Genomic DNA, 16,358 nt, shown 5'->3' on the forward strand with positions numbered 1-16,358 from the left:
CCTCAGGACAGCCCTGCCCCGGCGGGCAGGCGCAGATAAGCCTCGATGCAGTATTGCAGCCAGCCCCGGATATAGTCGCAGGCAGGCCTTCCCCGGCGGATCACCTCGTGATGGCAGCCGCCGCCGCAGAGATAGCGCGCCCAGCAGCTCCTGCACGGGTCCTGAAGGTGAACATGCCGCTCGGCGAGCCATTGCGCGCGGCGCTCCGCATCAATGCCGCCCGAGAGCGAACCCATGGCACCCGCCTCGTCTCCGACGAAGCGGTGGCAGGCCGAGAGATCGCCCTCCGCCGAAACGCCGAGATAGCCTGCCCCCGCCCCGCAAGGATAAGGACGATGGGTGCCGCGGCCGATCTCGCGCATCGCACTCACCATGTTGGCGAAAGCATAGCGCTCGCCCATTGCCACGCGGCGCTCGAACTCGCGACCGCAGTCGATCATCTCCCCGAGCATGAGTTCGAGATCGGCCGCGGCCATTTCGTCCCTTCCGGTGGGCGAAGCGAGCATGGGCGAGAACCCCACGCTGTGAAAGCCGAGGGCGAGGAGGCTGTCCAGTGTCTCACGCAGATCCAGGTTTCGCGGCGTCACCGTGACGCGCGCCGAGACCTGCATGCGCTCCTGGGCGGCGAGCAGCGGTGCGATCCGGCGCAGGATCGCATCGAAGCTGCCGCGGCCGTTGCGGTAGGGTCTCAGCGCATCATGCGACTGACGCGTGCCATCGAGGCTGACGCTGACGGCAAAACCATGCTCCTCGAAGAACACGGCGTCTTCCTCCTCCACCAGAGTGCCGTTGGTGGTGATGGAGAAGGTGACCGTCTGGTTGCGTGATTTCCCACGCTGCTCGGCATGGAGAGTTGCTGCCCGCAGTACGGCGCGGTTGGTGAGGGGCTCGCCGCCCATGAAGGCGAGGTTCAGCCTGGCGCCCTCCGGCGCACCATCGGTGAGCATGCCCACGGCGGCGAGCGCAGTCGCGAGCGGCATGTCCTTTGGCCGGCCGCCGAACTCGCCCTGCTGAGCATAGCAATAGCTGCAGCCGAGATTGCACTTCTGCGCCACGGCAAGGGACAGCGCGTGCACGGTGGGAGACGAGAGCGGCGTGTCGTCGATTGCGGCAGGACCAGCGAGGCCGGCTTTTGAAAGGAGTTCCGGCAGGACTACCCGCCCCTCCCCAGCGATCGCCTGGTCCAGCCCGGCGAAGAGATCTTCGTCGATCTCGAAGAGCCGGCTGCCATTGGCCACGAAGACGTGGCGGGCACCATCCGCAGCGATGAGGTGAAGCTCCGGCGTCCGCGGCGCCGCGGCGGTCATGTAATGCCTGGCGGAGGCCGCGCTCATCAATCCTTCTCTTTCTGCGGTTCCGGCTGCACGTCGCGCCCACCCACCTGGAAGCGCAGCCATCTCTCCCAATGGATAAAGAGGTCGTCGTAGAAGACGAGGCGCGTGTCGGCGTAGTCATCCGGCACATAGCGGCCGGTGCGGTTCTTCTGGAACCAATTGTCGCCGTGGCTCAATCCGTCGGGACCCGGCTCGACATTGACGAAATCCGGCCGGGCGGAAGCCCAGTAGTAGCAGGAGCATTCGCGATAATCGTTCTGCCAGGGCGAGCACAAGCCCTGCGTCAACTCTCCCGGTGCTGCGAGAGCTTCCGAGATGAAGGCGGTTCCGGGATCGAAGAACCGCCGCACCTTGAACGGGTAGGGCCGCCATTCACGGTGGGCCTCGGGATCTGGGATCGAATCGCGGTGGTCGCCCGTGGCGAACCAGCAGGTGACGGTCTTGCCTTGGCAGGTGGCGAGCACCCGTGACATGGCGTTCGACCATTCGAGAGGTGCAGCACCGAAGGGGTTGTCCGAGGTGGTGAGAACGATGGCCCCCTCTGTATCAGAACTCGCGGGACCAAGCATGAGGTTGGTGGTGCGGACGACGTCCGTGCTGCGGAGGCGCTTTCGGAGGGTCTTTTCGTCGTCCTCCGGATCGCCGTCAGGATCGATGGTCATGAGGCGGCCATATCTCAGGTCCTGGCCGGTCTCGTCCTCCATCACGAGGTTGTCGTATTCCCGGAGCGTGATGCCTTCGAACATCCGCCGCCAGACGGCGCGAAAATCGAGCTCGAGACCAGGACAGCAATTCGCGACAGACGTTTGAGGCCGCGAGCTCACCGGGTTCCCGGCCGCGACGTGGAAGAGCTGCGCGGTGAGATTGCGGGGCGTGAGGCGCGGCTTCGCAGCGGACGAGGCGCCCTGTAGTTCGTGGCCGGGCTCGAAGCGCCTGTCGGCGACACGCCGGATCGTTTCGATCTGCCGGTAGGTGAGCGCCAGATAGCTGTTGTCGGCGCCGCACATCAGGGCCGGCATCTTGCGCCGCCCGTGATCCGTGAAGTCCGACACCTCGTGGGGCTTTCGCAGGAGCTTCACGAACCACGGCGCGGCACCGCCGCGGAGCGCTGCATAGACCTGCTGGTGCAGCGTCATGATGGCGAACGTGTCGACCCCGTCCGGCGCCATCACCGGCCTGATGGCGCGCTCGGTGTCGGCGGCCTCCTCCTCCGGCATCGAATCGAGGATGAGCGCGGAACGGCCGTTGACGTCGTTGCCGTTCATCACCTGTACGTTCATGAAGCGCACCGTCTCGAAGGCGCGCCGCACGATGTCTTCAGCGCGGGCACGGGTGACTTCGAGAGGCTCGCCCGGGTCGACCCCCGGGCCAGCGATCACCTGCTCGAGGTCGTCCGCGAGGCTGCGTACGAAGAGCGAGTCGGGCACCACCATCGGCGGCCCTGCGCAGATGCGGGCCGAGGCCACGAGCTTCTCCCCGCCCACCGAAAGCGACACTTCCACGATGCCGTCGCAGGCGTCGTCGAAATAGCCGCGGCTTATGGCGCGGTTGTTGTAGAGCCATGAGGGCGCCGGCGGGGTGATGGCGAAGAGCGAGGGCGGCACCGTTTCGGCGGTCTCCTTCGTGTTGGCGAAGTGATACCAAGTCCCGCGCTTGTGATCGTATATCATGCGCTCGGGCGGAATGATCTGCTCGCCGCTCTCGGTATCGCCGGGCTCGAACCTGTCGGCGCCGTAGATCAGGCCCTTGGCCGGCGTGAAGCGCATCCTGACCTGCGGATGCAGGAGATTGGGGCTGATGTAGCGTACGTTGCCGAAGGCCACCGCGCTGTCCTTCGACACGAAATTCCGGCAGCGGCCAAGCAGCGGTTCCTCCCGGTGATGCGAGAACCAGTGCGTGTCGGCTTCGATGATGTCCTTCTTGTCCCGGGTGCGGCGGAAGATCTTGCGGTTGGCCACCCGCACCCGCCAACGGACTGCAGATGGATCAAGCCCGTTCCGGTTGAGGAGGTCCGCGGTCAGCGGAACGAGGTCGTCCGTGTCGGTGACGGCAAAGACCTCGAGAAAGGGCGCTGCCGGCCTGATCTTCCCATCCTCCGCGAAGGCGACGTTGCCCGCCGTCCTGCTGCCGCTTATCTCCCCGGTGAAGGGATCGACGATGAGCGTCTCTGCAGGAACGATCCGGCGGTAGCCGAGCGTCTCCTGCTCATCGACCTCGATGGTGTAGTTGTCGAGCGGCTCGTCCGCCGAGCCAAGGCGCCCGATGGCGAGCGGCGGCAGGATGCGCAAGGCCTTGATGGTGGTGCCGGAACCCTTCACGTCATGCCCTCTCTCTTTCTGCCGGTGCGCGGAGCATCGTTTCGATCCAGCGCAAGGCCGCGCGATCGAGTTCATGGAGGCTCTTGAGATAGGAGAAAGCGGGCCCGCCGGTATTGGCCTGCAGCTTCTCATTCACGTCGAGCGCGCCGAGATAGAGATCACGATGCAGCCTGAAACAGTCGGAGTTTGCCGGCGGCATGTTGAGCGAATAGGGCGTTTCGAAGGGCGGCCCCGCGTAGAGATCGGGCTCCCCGTGCTTCGACACTTTCAACCGAACCAGGATTCCCGCGACGGCCTTGAGATTGTACATCTCGCCAAAGGCGCGGTGCATGATCATGCCCCTCAAGCCCGGTACGCCGGACGGAGTGACGCGCGAAAGACGGAAGCTGTGCGCCAGGAAACTCAGCAGCATGCGGTAGCGGAGGTTGAACAGCACCGCCCAGTCCAGCGCCTGCGGATCGGTGATCATGCTGCGGTGCCTTGCAGCCGATGGCCGCGTCGCCGGATTGCGCATCACGTTGCGGTATGGTCGCCAATTCTGCGGGTAGTGCTGCCAGATGGCAAGGAAACGCTCGAAATGGGAAGCCTCGGCGCCGGCGCCATCCTCCTCTTCTTCTTTCAGCTTCTGCTTCAGCTTATGGGGATGCTGCAGATGGATCGCCTCGCCCTGCCCGCTGATGGCGCGCAGCGCCTGCAGCGCGTCGGTGCGCGTGGCGGCGCGCATGACGATGACATTGGCGCGGTGCCGCTTGGCCCTCTCGGAAACAAGGTCGCCCGTGGCCGACAGGCGCTTCGGGTCCGGTGCATAGCCTCGGCCCCAGTCATCCCACGAGGCCTGGGCCTCGTAGCTCGTTTCGTCGAAGTCGCTGTCGGGGATGAGCGCCTCGTCGCCGATGACCCTGATCACTTCCTCATAGAGCAGTGCCACCGGTTGCGGCTTGGTGTCGGGAGAGCCGAGCGATCGGGAAAGGCGCCGTGTCTCCTTCGTGAGCGGCTTCAACTGATGATGATCGAGGAAATCCTCGAGCCCCCTGCGGAGCCTCTTGCTGGTCGCGAGGTGAAGCTCGAGATCGGGCGACATCTCGGCGAATGTGAAACTCGCCGCCACCTCCCGGGTGAGCGGTTCGAGCGAGAACGGGATGGGGCTCAGCGCCTCCTCGAAGGGCGTCTCCGTGCGCGTGAGGTTGGGAGGCGCCCCCAGCAGCGCGAGAAGGTTCTGCACCGTCAGCAGGTGACCCATCTCCTCCTTGGCCACGTCGAGAATGTTTTTCTGCCAGCCCGCTACCTCGGCCGCCTGCTCTTCGGTGAGCCCGGGCCCGCCCAGTGAATAGGCGGCGTAGAGATACTGCACCATCAACCCGTGCTCCACTTCCGCGGCCACGTGCAGCAGGGCGATGAGGTAATCCCGCCAGGTCATGCCCGGAGGCTTTTGAAAACGGAGCTGACCTTTCGCGGCTTCGTGCGCGTCGACGATGCTGTGGAAACGGGAGCCGCTCACGGACGTTGCCCAGCCCGGCCCGGCGGCGCGAAATCAGTGACCTCCTCCGCAGCGGCCGCTTTCATCTAACCTCCCGTTAATTATTCATATATTTCTACTTGCATGACTAGCATGGACGCAGCGTAAAGTCGATCCCTCTCCTCGCGGAGTGGTGCACTGCACAAACGAAAGGCGTGGCCAAGTGAGCAAGATGACCGGGAGCGACCTGCGGGCTTTCGAACTGTTCCGGGATCTCGACGATGCGACCCGGCAAGACATCGCTGCCTCGTGCAGCGCGAGGGAACTGGGCAACGGCGAACTCGTGATCGCCTACAATGATCCGGACTTCGACGTGCATTTCTTGCTGTCAGGAACGCTGCAGGTGAACCTCTACTCGGCCGACGGGCAGCGCGTGGGCTATCAGGAACTGACGGCTGGCGTGATGTTCGGCGAGATCTCAGCGCTCGACGGTCTCCCGCGCTCCGCGAGCGTCGAGGCCCACGGCCGCTGCCGCGTTGCCAGGATGCCGCGCAGCCGCTTCCTCGGCCTCATGGAGAAGAACCCGCGCTTCGCCATGGCGGTCTGTCGCCAGCTCGCCGCCCATGTGCGCCGGCTGACCACGCGGGTGTTCGAATTCAGCACCATGGCGGTGAGGCAGCGGCTGAGGGCGGAACTCCTGCGGCTCGCGGAGCGCGGCGCTTCCGGCCCGGATTCGGCCCTCATCGATCCCCTCCCCACCCACGCGGAACTGGCGAGCCGCATCAGCACCCACCGCGAGGCCGTTTCACGCGAAATGGCGTGGCTCGAGGCCAATGGCTTCACCGCGAAGCGGGGCCGCAGTCTCTCGATCCCCAGCCTCGCCAAGTTGAGCGCCCTGCTGGAAGAAGGCTGGGAGCAGTGAAGATATCTTGCGCTCTGTGAGAATCCCCACAGCACCCGCGGCCGTGCGTCTCTAGCCTGAGGACATGTTTCGCCGCTTCCCCGCGAAACGCACCGCAGAGGAGAACGCCGATGACCACTCAATCATATGAGATCATCCCGCAGCGGGCCCGCCACGGTCTTGCATCGCGTGCCTGGCGCGTCCTGTCCCACGCCGCAGAAGCATGGCGCGAGAACCGCCGCCGCAAGGCACAACTCGCCGAGCTGATGAGCATGGACCCGCATGTCCTGAGCGACATCGGCGTGAAGCTCACCCCCGTGAGCAGCGCGGCATCTTCGCTCGTCGAGTTCACCCCGGCCGTCGTGGCGACGAGGATCTACAGGGGATCGGGCCCGCGCTGAGGGCCGGTCCTCCCGGGGGATGATGGACAGCCTCGCCGGAATTCCCTAGCCTTCCTCCACGAGGGGGAGCAGCATGGGAACGGAGTCCTCAGGTTCCGAGAGTGCACGACATGGCGGACCATCCGCCATCGAGGCCGGCGGCAAGGGCCTTCTCCCGATCCTCGTCGCCGGCCTGATTGCGGGGCTGGACGGGATCGGCTTCGCCGTCGCCATGGCATCGCTCCTGTTCACGGGCGGCCTCGCCACGGGGCTTTCAATGGGTGCGGGTGCGGCACTGCTGTGCACCATCATCCTCGCCGCCCTCGTCGGCTGGCGCAGCAGCATTCCGATCACCATCGCCCATGTCCAGGACATGGGCGTTGCCGTTCTCGCGGTGACGCTCGGCGGAACAGCGGCGGTGATCGCCGCGCCACCGGAGGTGCGAGTCGCCACCGCCTTCGTCGTCATCGCGGCCTCCTCTCTCGCGGCCGGGCTTCTGATGTGCCTGACGGGCTGGCTGCGGGCGGGCCAGATCGTGAAGTTCTTTCCGCTCGAAGTGCTGGCAGGCTTCATGGCAGGGACGGGCTGGCTCCTCGTCCTCGGCGGTCTCGCCATTACAGCGGGCGTCGAACCGGAATCCTCCCTGTGGGCGTCACTCGCCGACCCGGAGCGCCTGAAGCTCGTCCTCCCCGGCCTGCTCTTCGGCGCCGTTCTCTATTGGGCCATGGCGCAGTACGGCCATCCGCTCACGCTGCTCGCGCTCCTGCTCGGCGGCATCGCCGTCTTCTATGCCTGGCTTCTGGCCACCGGAGCAAGCATCGAGGAGGCCACTGCGGAAGGCTACCTGCCCCGCGTGGACATGGATGCAGTACTGGCACTCCCCTTCCCGTCCATGCTTTGGCAAGCGGACTGGGGCGTGGTCGGCCAGGCGCTTCCCGGCATCCTCACCGCGGCCCTGCTCTGCCTCTTTGCGGCACTGATGAACACCAGCGCCCTCGAACTCGCCTCTGGCCGTGACGGGGAAATGAACCGCGAGATGAAGATCACCGGATACGGCAACCTGCTGGCGGCCGGCGTGGGCGGGCCTCCCGGATATTCCGGCATCGCCATCTCGGTGCTGGCGCAGAAGCTCGGCGTCACGCGCCGCGGAGTCGGACTCGTCACCGCCGCGGTCGTGCTCTTGGGATTCCTCTTCTCCCGCCAGATCGTTGCGCATGTGCCGGTCTTCGTGAACGCCGGGCTCATCTTCTATTTCGGCTTCGACTTGCTGAAGGACTGGCTCGTCGACACCCGCCGCCGGTTCAGCGCACGGGAGTGGAGCGTGGTCGTGCTCATCGTGCTGATCGTCGCCCTGTCGGGTTTTCTCGAGGCGATTGCCGTGGGGCTGCTGGTGGCGACGGTGCTCTTTGCCTGGAGCTATGCCAGCGTTCCGGTGATCCGCAACGCCGCCACGCTCGCCACACTTCCGAGCAGCATCGAGCGCGGACCGGCCGAAACCGCCTACATCGCCGCCAATGGCCACCGGGTAAAGATCATCCAGCTGCAGGGCTTCCTGTTCTTCGGCACGGCGGAGAAGCTGATGGCGCCGTTGCGCGAGGCGATCGACGGGCGCGGCGGAGGCACACAGGCCCTGGTGCTCGATTTCACCCATGTCACCAGCCTCGATTCCGCCTCGGGCGGCGCGATCGCGCGGGTTGCCGAGGCAGCAGATCAGGCAAGACTCCCGCTCTATGTCTGCGGCCTCAGGCTGGAGGTGCTCGAGGGCCTGGAGCGGGCTGGCCTCGCCATGCCGAAGTGGGGCCATGCCACGGTGTTCGATACGCTCGACCAGGCGCTGGAGAACGTGGAGCGCCGGCTGCTGTCGGAACGCGAGAGCCCCCCCGAGACGCGCTCGGCTCTCATGCTGCGCCATGCGGATGCGGCGGGCGAGGCCAACTTCGAGCGCCTGCTCGCACTCATGCATGCCGAAGTGGTACAGCCGGGCGGAGCGATTATCCGCCGCGGCGAAAAGGCCGACCGCATCTTCTTCCTCGAACGGGGTCGCGCCCAGGTGCTCCTGCCCCGTGCCGACGGCGGCAGTCGGCGGCTGCGCACCATGGAAGCGGGCGCCCTCCTGGGAGACGTGGCCTTCGCCATGGAATTGCCGCGAACGGCGGATGTCCTCGCAGAGGAGGAATGCCGGGTACTGTCGATCTCGGCGGACGAGATCCGCAAGCTCGAGTCGGAGCAGCCGGCCCTCGCCGTGGCGATCCAGCGCATCCTCAGCCGGGCGCTTGCCGAGAAGGTGATGGCCGCCAACAGGCTCACCGACCACATGCGCGACTGAGGTGCGGACGCGCGGAGCGAACCAGCAGGAAGGGAACGGCGTTCATGCGGAAAAGGGAGTGACCATGCCGAAGAACACGATCTGCATCTGGTATGACAAGGAAGCCGAGGCCGCCGCCCGTTTCTACGCCGGGGTCTTTCCCGACAGCGCCGTTCAAGCGGTTCACCGCGCGCCCGCCGACTATCCTTCCGGCAAGAAAGGCGATGTGCTCACGGTCGAATTCACTGTCGCCGGCATTCCGTGCCTCGGTCTCAACGGCGGCCCGGCGTTCAAGCACAACGAGGCGTTCTCGTTCCAGATCGCGACCGACGACCAGGAAGAGACCGATCGCTACTGGAACGCCATCGTCGGCAATGGCGGACAGGAGAGCGCCTGCGGTTGGTGCAAGGACAAGTGGGGCATTTCCTGGCAGATCACGCCGCGGGTGCTGACGCAAGCCCTGGCGGCGGGCGGGGAAGAGGCAAGGCGGGCTTTCGAGGCGATGCTCGGCATGAAGAAGATCGACGTCGCCGCGATCGAGGCCGCCCGGCGCGGCTGACCGCCGGGATGTCGCGAGCGCCGGCTTTTCAGTTGATCGGTGTTGCGCTTTTCCGCATTCTGCACGGATGAAAAATCTGCTGACCGATGTCGCGGGCCTGAGTGTCGGCAACGCCGAGAATCCGTTGATCGCGACCGGCGTGACAGCGATCGTGTTCGAAGAGCCGGCGACAGCGTCGGTCGCGGTCCTCGGCGGCGCGCCGGCGGTGCGCGACACCGCCCTGCTCTCCCCCGAGATGACCGTCGAGAAGATCGATGCCGTGCTGCTCTCCGGCGGATCGGCATTCGGGCTCGATGCGGCAGGAGGTGCAATGGCTGCACTGGCAGAGGCTGGTCGCGGATTTTCCGTTGGCGCGGCACGGGTCCCGATCGTACCGCAGGCGGCACTCTTCGATCTCCTCAACGGCGGCGACAAGGCGTGGGGCGCGGAATCGCCCTATTTCCGGCTCGGCCATCAGGCCGTTCTCAATGCCGGCCGCACGTTTCTGCTCGGAACTTCGGGCGCGGGCTATGGCGCGACGACGGCGACCCTCAAGGGCGGCCTCGGATCGGCCAGCGCCGTGACCAGCCAGGGCATAACCGTGAGCGCAATCGTGGCCGTCAATGCCGTCGGCAGCGCAACGATCGGCGATGGCCCACACTTCTGGGCAGCGCCCTGGGAGAAGTCCGCGGAATTCGGCGGTCTCGGCCTTCCCGCAGCTTTTCCGTCGTCCGCGCTGGACGTCCCGCTGAAGGGGACCGTGCGCGAGAACACGACGATCGCGCTCGTGGCGACCGATGCGCGCCTCTCCAAGGCGGAAGCGCAGCGGGTCGCCCTCTCGGCACATGACGGATTGGCACGCGCTCTTCGCCCCGGTCACACGCCGCTCGACGGCGATACGGTGTTCGCGGCGGCGACAGGGCGCAATGCTCTCGCGATGAGCCTTGCCATGCTGACGGAAATCGCCATGCTCGCCTCCGATACGCTGGCGCGGGCCATTGCCAGGGCGGTCTACGAAGCGCGCTCGCTCGACGTTCCGAACGCCCTGCCCAGTTGGAGAGACAGGTTCGGCGGACCGTCACATCAGTTCCCAGTCAGTACGTGATGGTGACGATCACGGTGTCAGAATAGGTGCCGGCAGACGGCGTCATCTGAGGTGGAATGCGCCCATAAACGGTGATTTGTTGTGAAGCACCCGTGCCGGCGCCGTCGAAATCAGTTGCGGTCTGGTCGCCCCAGACCGTAGTGCGGGCGGCGTTCTGGTAGAGGCCGTAAGTGATGCTCTCGCTGCCTTTCGTCATCTTGCGCGCGGCCGGGTTCGTCACCCCGCCGCCCGCGCCGAGCCCGAGCGAGATGCTGTAGGAGACGCCGCTGGTGCAGTTCGCCGTCACCGTCGCCTCGGCATCGGTGTTGCCGGCAAGCGCGGTGATGCTGCCGAAGCTCAACGGCGAAACGTCGAGAGTGCAGGACGGCGCGATCGTCGCCGTGACATTGAAGGAAGGGCTTGCGCCGGCGGTGCCGCAATTGCCCTGGCCAAAGGAAAAAACCGCATCGGCACCGCTGAACGAGCTCGCATAGCTGCCGCCCTTGACGGCCGTTCCGGTCGATGTCGCCTCGGCGAAGATCGTCGTCGAGAAATTTGCGGCACCATTGGCGTTGAGAGTGGCGTTGGTCGTCACCGTGTTCCACGTCGGTCCGTTCTGACCGCCGCTTCGGAGATCATAGTTCAGGGACGCGCCGTCTCCCCTCCTCATGTAGCGCGGCACATTTCCTGCAGCGGCTCCGCCCGAGCCGGCGCCGAGAGCCAGACATGCCGAGACGGCAGCGCGCGGCGTTCCGCCGGAGCAGGAGAAATTCACGGTTCCCGTCGTCCTGTCTCTCGGCCCATCGCGAACCGTGATCTGCCCGAAGGCGACGCCCGTGACCGAGGCGGTACAGGTGAGGGCCGCCGCGGCCGGCGCGGCCGCAGCAATCGCGGCGGCGAGTGCGAGCAAGGGCCAAAGAACGAGGCGAAGAATCGTCATTTGCATTCCACGGGATCGATGATGACCTGGTTGCCGGGGTCCGGGGCATAGGAGAAGGATGCCGTGCAGGTGGTGCCGCCATTCTGAACGGTAATGGTGTTCTCCGCGGCGAGGCCCTCGAGCCAGAGTTGGCCGTCATAGCCGACGTGACTTTCGGCATCGCTGCCATTGAGACGGGCGAGGGAACCCGGTTGAACATGTTGTCCGGACCCATCGCGCAGCACCAGCAGCGCCGCCGCCTGCGTGCCGCCGCGGAAATCGACGAGGACGCCGCTTGCGCGCGCCGGAATCACGGTTTCGTCGGTGGCGGCGACGATGGCATCGACGGGGAGTTCCGTGACGTCGATCGACACCTTGTTCCTTGAGTAGGACCTGAGGCCGGGAACGAGTGCCTTGCCGTTCCTGCCGGTCCTGGTCACCTGCTGGTTCTGCAGCAGCACCGGCACGTCGGGCACCCCGGCATCGACGATGGCGAAGCTGTCGGTGACGGTGTTGCTCGCGAAGACGCCGCCGCCCGCCACGACGAGTGCCCCATCGAAGCTCGCCGAGGCGGAGGCGCGGCCCTTGTTGGCGCTGACCCGGGCCTCTGCGACGCCGAATGAACTGCGGTAGGAAGCCCCCGCCCCGCCCTGCCCGTAGAAGTCGGTGCCCGTTCCGTCCACGTGGTAGCCGTAGCTGCCAACGTCGCTGCCGAGGGGCTTCTGCACGCTGGCGGCCGGCGTCAGAGCCCCGTCGGGGTCGCGCGCCAGTCCGGCATTGAAGTGCCGCTCGCCGCCGAGCGGCATGGAGAAGCCGGCGACCAGCCCGAGCCCGCCGTCTTCCGCAAAATCCATGAAGCCGTTGATGCGGATGCTCGCATCGCGCCAGCCAATGCTGCGCGAATAGGAGGCGGAAAGGATCAGGTCCTCGTCATCCCTGCGCTGTGCGTGGACGAGGCTGAGATTGACCGAGGAGTCGTCGAAGAACAGAGGAATGCCGAGGCTCACGACATCCATGGCCTTGGGCGGCTCCAGATAGCTGAAGTCGTCGGCAAGCGTGCCGCGACCGAATTCATCGACGCCCGTCACATAGGCGAGATCGGCGAAATCACCAAAGGATCGAAAGCTGCTGACGTCGAGATCGAAGCCATGGAACTCCGTGCTGAGCCTGCCATGGACGAAAAAGCCCGTCTCGCCGTCATAGGCGCTCCCGCCCGCGGCGATGCTCACCTCTGCACGATTGAAGAGAACCGTGGAGAGCCCTGCTCCGCCCATGATCAGGTCGGGCTTGGCCTCGGCGTGGGCTTCGAGCGTCAGCCGGTCGGTGAGGCCGTAGCGGATGCTCCCCGACACGACGGGGTCGCTTCCATAGGAGAAGCTGTCCTGCCCGAAGTCCTGCCGCGCGAAGCCCGCCTCGACGGAATAGTCGAGCATGCCCTCCTTCAGAAGGTATTGCGCGGCATAGAACGGCACCGATACTTCCGTCTGGCGTCCGCTCACGTCGCGCAGCACGATGCGGGCATTGCCCTGCCTGTCGATGACCGGCACGTCCGTCAGCACGAAGGGGCCCGGGTCCACACTTCCCGTATAGGTGCGCACATTGCCGATGAAGACGTCGACGGTGGAGGGGAGCGCGGCCGATCCGGACGCGGTGAGGAGCGGCGTCGTGATGATGTCGCTGCGCATGCCGAAATCGCGCTTCACCTGACCGCCGCCGAGCCGGATCGGGCGAGTCCATGGAAGCGAAGAGGAGACGACGTCGCCCACCGTGTAGGAGGTCATCGTCTCCTGGTCCGCATAGTTGAAGGAGCTTTCCGCGCGGATGGCCGTAGCACCCTCATAGCTCAGGCCCACCGTACGGATGGCTCCGGTGTTGGTGAGGACGCCATAGGGTGTGTAGAGCCGGTGATCGAGCGACAGTGAGGCGCCGGAGAGCTCGGCATTGCCGTCGAGCAGCTCGTCGGGCGTGCTGGCATAGATCCCATAGTTGAGCACCGAGCCGAAGCCCGGCTGCGGCGCCAGCAGGTCGGTCTTGCCGCTCCCGGAAATCTGTTTCGCGAGGAGGGCGTCGTCTTCCGCCGTGATGGCGAGAACCTGCGCTTGCTCGTCATAGGAATAGGAAAGGCCGGCAAGCGTGTCGAGAAACACCTCCGCACCGGACCCGGACGGCGTCCTGATGCCGAGTTCGGCAAGTTCCGAGGCGGGAGAGGACATTCGCCCATCCGGATGCAGCGAGAAACTGGCGACGAGCCGTGTGTCGTTGCCGTTGATGACGACGCCGAGATAGAGCGGCGTTGCGGCCTCCTCCAGCGAGGCTGTTTCGGTCTTCTCGACGACCGTCTGGGCATGCGCGATCGCTCCCGCCGGCAAGAGACCGGCGAGAACGGCTGCGATGAAAAACGGGGTGTGCGGCCGGCGCTCAGCTGCCCCCGACCTTGCCATCGAATTCGACTGTCTTGCCGTTGATGGTGGCGGAGATCGTGAAGCGGGCACCGGGCTTCAGCCCGGCGGGCGCGCGTTCGATGGGCCAGCTCATGCTCGAACCCCCGAGTACCGTTGCGGGACCGAGCGCCAGCGGTGCGCCCTTCGGCCCCAGGATCTTGAGATCGCTGGCCACGACCCGGCGCTGCCCCGAATTCGTGCCGGTGAGCACGAGCTTGCCGCCCTCGCGGCGCAAGCTCCAACCGATCGCCCCCTGCTTCTGCTTTGCACCGTCGAAGCAGAGCGGAATCGAGTGCCGGAGGGCGAACTTGACGGCGAGCCCGTCCTGTTCGGCGCCGGGAAGCTGATCCACCATGACCCGGTAGCATTCCTCGCCGCTGACCGGCTTCTTCGTCGTGCGGACGAGCCGAACGGTGAGCTCCTTTCCGGGATCGAGGCGGAGGGCGGGCGGGCTCGCCACCACGTCGCGCGTGGGCACGAGCCGTTCGGCGCCATCCTGCTGGATCCAGCGCAGAACGCGCACCTGGCCCGCCGTCTGGCCCTCACCCTTGCCGCTGACCGTCAGCTTTGCGGTGGCCGCCGGAGCGGCGAGCGCGAGCGATGTCGGCGTGGCGCTGAGCGAGCCGGCCGACGCTGGTGCCAGGGGCACCAGCGCGGCTCCGGTGAAGGCCGCCAGGCCGGCGAGCGCCGTCAGCCGACCATGTCGAGACTTGTGACTGAAGATCACCACGTGAGCCGCCTCGGATCAGGGAGCAGGCTCATAGGTGGTGGTGATCGTCACGGTGTCCGTGTACTCGCCTTCGGACAGGGCCTGGCCCGACGGCACCCTGCCATAGATCGTCACCACGGCGCCCGCCGAATGCGTATCCCCAAGAGTGGGATTGAGCGTGCCGCCGACGGCGATCGGCGTGCTCCTGCCGTTGTCGCTGTAGAGATCGTAGTTCACGAAGGCGGTTGCGCCGGAATTGGCCATGCGGCGCTGGCTGCCCGTGAGGTGGCTGCAGCCGCCCACCGCGATGCTGGCCGAGGCGGCGTCCGCCGTCGAACAGGTCAGGGTGAGATCGACGCTGGCATCGTCTGCAACGTTGGAGCCATCGTTCACGTCGATGGTTCCGAAGGCGAGACCGCCGCTGCCGACCACCAGGCTGCACTGGTTGGTGACGGTCGCCGAGACCGACATCGTGTCCGTCTCAACGGCCGCCTGTGCATTCGCGCCCAGGCACAGCACGGCGCCGATCAGGATCGGCAACCTGGCTCCTGCATACACTTTCATGACTACCCTCCGGTTTATCTGTCGAATGCTGGACAACTTTCTTCTGCATTCGATTGCAGAGCTACCCGGCAAATTTTAATCGAAGGAAAACGAGGGGCGGAGTCTCTGGTTGAGCGAACTTCCGCATTCGCTTCAGTATTCCCACGTAAGGCGTAACACCGACCACTCGTCATCTTTAAATTGCGCATTTAAACCCTTGAGCGCGAAAGGGGAATTCATGCACGCATCACGAGTCGGAATACCGCTGAACCGGTGTGAGATCCTGCGGCGAGTGCGCGAAACTCATTCGAGTCAAAGTTAATGGTCTGCTACCGCGCTGCGCCGGGACGCTGCGATCCATCTCCCTCTCGCATGAGAGAAGTCATGTGCCGCCGGTCACAGCAAGTTGTGCGCATTTCGGCTCTTCTCCTGTTCGGCCAACACCCGCGGGCAACCTGCCCCCGACACGCCGACAGGAGAAACACATGTCCAGGATTCTCACAGCCCTTGCCGCCGCAGCTGCCGGAATGATCGCCGCCGCGCCGGCGCACGCCGCCAGTCTCGACTTCGACATCCTCACCAACCAGTTTTCCAAGCCTGCCATGCACTTCGACTACAAGGACGGGAAATTCGTGTGGGACCGGAAGCCCATCACCACCGGTTTCCGTGCAAGGGGATCGATCGACAGAGGCTATGAGTGGGACCAGTACGTGACGCTGGCGCCGAACGGCAAGGGCGGGAAGCCGCTCTCCGGACGCATGCCCTACAAGGACCGCAGCTTCACCCACGCGGATTCGATCACCTTTCCTGCGAGCTTCCTGGCGGCCTACACGGCCGGCTTCGCGAAATTCTGCGCCCGGAATGCCGGGCCCGAAAAGAAGGTATCTCACGATCTCTCCGCCACCTTCACCTTCATCCGCGGCTACCATCCGCGCAACGAGCCGCCGGAAGTGGGAGGCAGCGGCGGGCTGAAGGTGACAAAGGCCGTCACCATGCCGATGTCGGTGTCCTGCGCTGCGATCCCGAAGCGCGTGCCCAGTGAGGCGCTCAAGGTCACGGAGCTGAAGCTCTACACCAGCCCGGCCACACCCCGCTGCGGCAAACCCTTCCGGCTGGTAGCCGAATTCCACACCAACAAGCCCGGAAAGGTGAACTTCACCCTGCATCGGCACGACGGTGAACGGCAGAACGCGTCGGTTGAGGTTGGTCAGGTGCAAGGCGGCTTCGCCAAGCGCTGGTTCAAGGACTACCTCTACAACAAGTCCATCGAGCGCTCCTACAAGGTGAGCGTCAAGGGCCAGGAGCTTCCCGCCCAGTGGGTCCCGGTCAAGGTCGACTGCGGCGCCAAGGACGAGCAGAAGCCTGCGGACGCCCTGACGGACTGATCATGCCCGCAGAGGTGCGCGGCGGCTCCTGTGCCGCCGCGCACG

The 16,358-nt window shown here is 65.7% G+C and carries 13 protein-coding genes; 6 read left to right on the top strand and 7 right to left on the bottom strand.

Going from position 1 to position 16,358, the window contains the following annotated elements; translation table 11 throughout:
• Positions 1 to 2: 2 nt before the first annotated feature.
• The 3 genes from ACK4HL_RS11230 to ACK4HL_RS11240 are packed head-to-tail and all read right to left on the bottom strand — an operon-like array spanning position 3 to position 5,069.
• A complete protein-coding gene (locus ACK4HL_RS11230; RefSeq protein WP_409760226.1) occupies positions 3 to 1,334 on the bottom strand; it encodes a radical SAM protein in 1,332 nt (443 codons plus the stop codon).
• On the bottom strand, positions 1,334 to 3,652 hold the full coding sequence (locus ACK4HL_RS11235; RefSeq protein WP_409760229.1) for a hypothetical protein: 2,319 nt from the start codon (positions 3,650 to 3,652) through the stop codon (positions 1,334 to 1,336). The genes ACK4HL_RS11230 and ACK4HL_RS11235 overlap by 1 nt, the downstream gene beginning before the upstream one ends.
• A gap of 1 nt (position 3,653) precedes the next feature.
• A complete protein-coding gene (locus tag ACK4HL_RS11240; RefSeq protein WP_409760232.1) occupies positions 3,654 to 5,069 on the bottom strand; it encodes a ferritin-like domain-containing protein in 1,416 nt (471 codons plus the stop codon).
• Between the two features lie 271 nt (positions 5,070 to 5,340).
• Between ACK4HL_RS11240 and ACK4HL_RS11245 the strand changes: the two genes are divergently transcribed.
• From ACK4HL_RS11245 to ACK4HL_RS11265, 5 genes are all read left to right on the top strand, one after another.
• Positions 5,341 to 6,030, top strand: a complete 690-nt coding sequence (locus tag ACK4HL_RS11245) for a Crp/Fnr family transcriptional regulator (RefSeq protein WP_409760358.1) — start codon at positions 5,341 to 5,343, stop codon at positions 6,028 to 6,030.
• A 110-nt stretch (positions 6,031 to 6,140) separates the two neighbouring features.
• Positions 6,141 to 6,410: a DUF1127 domain-containing protein gene (locus tag ACK4HL_RS11250; protein WP_409760235.1), complete on the top strand. Its 270-nt coding sequence runs from the start codon at positions 6,141 to 6,143 to the stop codon at positions 6,408 to 6,410.
• A 73-nt stretch (positions 6,411 to 6,483) separates the two neighbouring features.
• Positions 6,484 to 8,715: a SulP family inorganic anion transporter gene (locus ACK4HL_RS11255; RefSeq protein WP_409760238.1), complete on the top strand. Its 2,232-nt coding sequence runs from the start codon at positions 6,484 to 6,486 to the stop codon at positions 8,713 to 8,715.
• 64 nt (positions 8,716 to 8,779) lie between these two features.
• Complete coding sequence (locus tag ACK4HL_RS11260; protein WP_409760241.1) at positions 8,780 to 9,253, top strand: VOC family protein; 474 nt, start codon at positions 8,780 to 8,782, stop codon at positions 9,251 to 9,253.
• A gap of 67 nt (positions 9,254 to 9,320) precedes the next feature.
• A complete protein-coding gene (locus tag ACK4HL_RS11265) occupies positions 9,321 to 10,337 on the top strand; it encodes a P1 family peptidase (RefSeq protein WP_409760244.1) in 1,017 nt (338 codons plus the stop codon).
• On the opposite strand, the gene ACK4HL_RS11270 is transcribed toward ACK4HL_RS11265, so the two are convergent.
• The 4 genes from ACK4HL_RS11270 to ACK4HL_RS11285 are packed head-to-tail and all read right to left on the bottom strand — an operon-like array spanning position 10,327 to position 14,949.
• A complete protein-coding gene (locus tag ACK4HL_RS11270) occupies positions 10,327 to 11,256 on the bottom strand; it encodes a spore coat U domain-containing protein (protein WP_409760247.1) in 930 nt (309 codons plus the stop codon). The genes ACK4HL_RS11265 and ACK4HL_RS11270 overlap by 11 nt on opposite strands.
• Positions 11,253 to 13,676, bottom strand: a complete 2,424-nt coding sequence (locus ACK4HL_RS11275) for a fimbria/pilus outer membrane usher protein (RefSeq protein ID WP_409760250.1) — start codon at positions 13,674 to 13,676, stop codon at positions 11,253 to 11,255. The genes ACK4HL_RS11270 and ACK4HL_RS11275 overlap by 4 nt, the downstream gene beginning before the upstream one ends.
• On the bottom strand, positions 13,654 to 14,406 hold the full coding sequence (locus ACK4HL_RS11280; RefSeq protein WP_409760253.1) for a molecular chaperone: 753 nt from the start codon (positions 14,404 to 14,406) through the stop codon (positions 13,654 to 13,656). The genes ACK4HL_RS11275 and ACK4HL_RS11280 overlap by 23 nt, the downstream gene beginning before the upstream one ends.
• 15 nt (positions 14,407 to 14,421) lie before the next feature.
• Positions 14,422 to 14,949, bottom strand: a complete 528-nt coding sequence (locus tag ACK4HL_RS11285) for a spore coat U domain-containing protein (RefSeq protein ID WP_409760256.1) — start codon at positions 14,947 to 14,949, stop codon at positions 14,422 to 14,424.
• Between the two features lie 464 nt (positions 14,950 to 15,413).
• Here ACK4HL_RS11285 and ACK4HL_RS11290 point away from each other — a divergent pair, with 464 nt between their 5' ends.
• Positions 15,414 to 16,313, top strand: a complete 900-nt coding sequence (locus ACK4HL_RS11290; RefSeq protein WP_409760259.1) for a hypothetical protein — start codon at positions 15,414 to 15,416, stop codon at positions 16,311 to 16,313.
• Positions 16,314 to 16,358: the final 45 nt, after the last annotated feature.

Source organism: Aestuariivirga sp. (assembly GCF_046294715.1).
Lineage (GTDB): Bacteria > Pseudomonadota > Alphaproteobacteria > Rhizobiales > Aestuariivirgaceae > Aestuariivirga.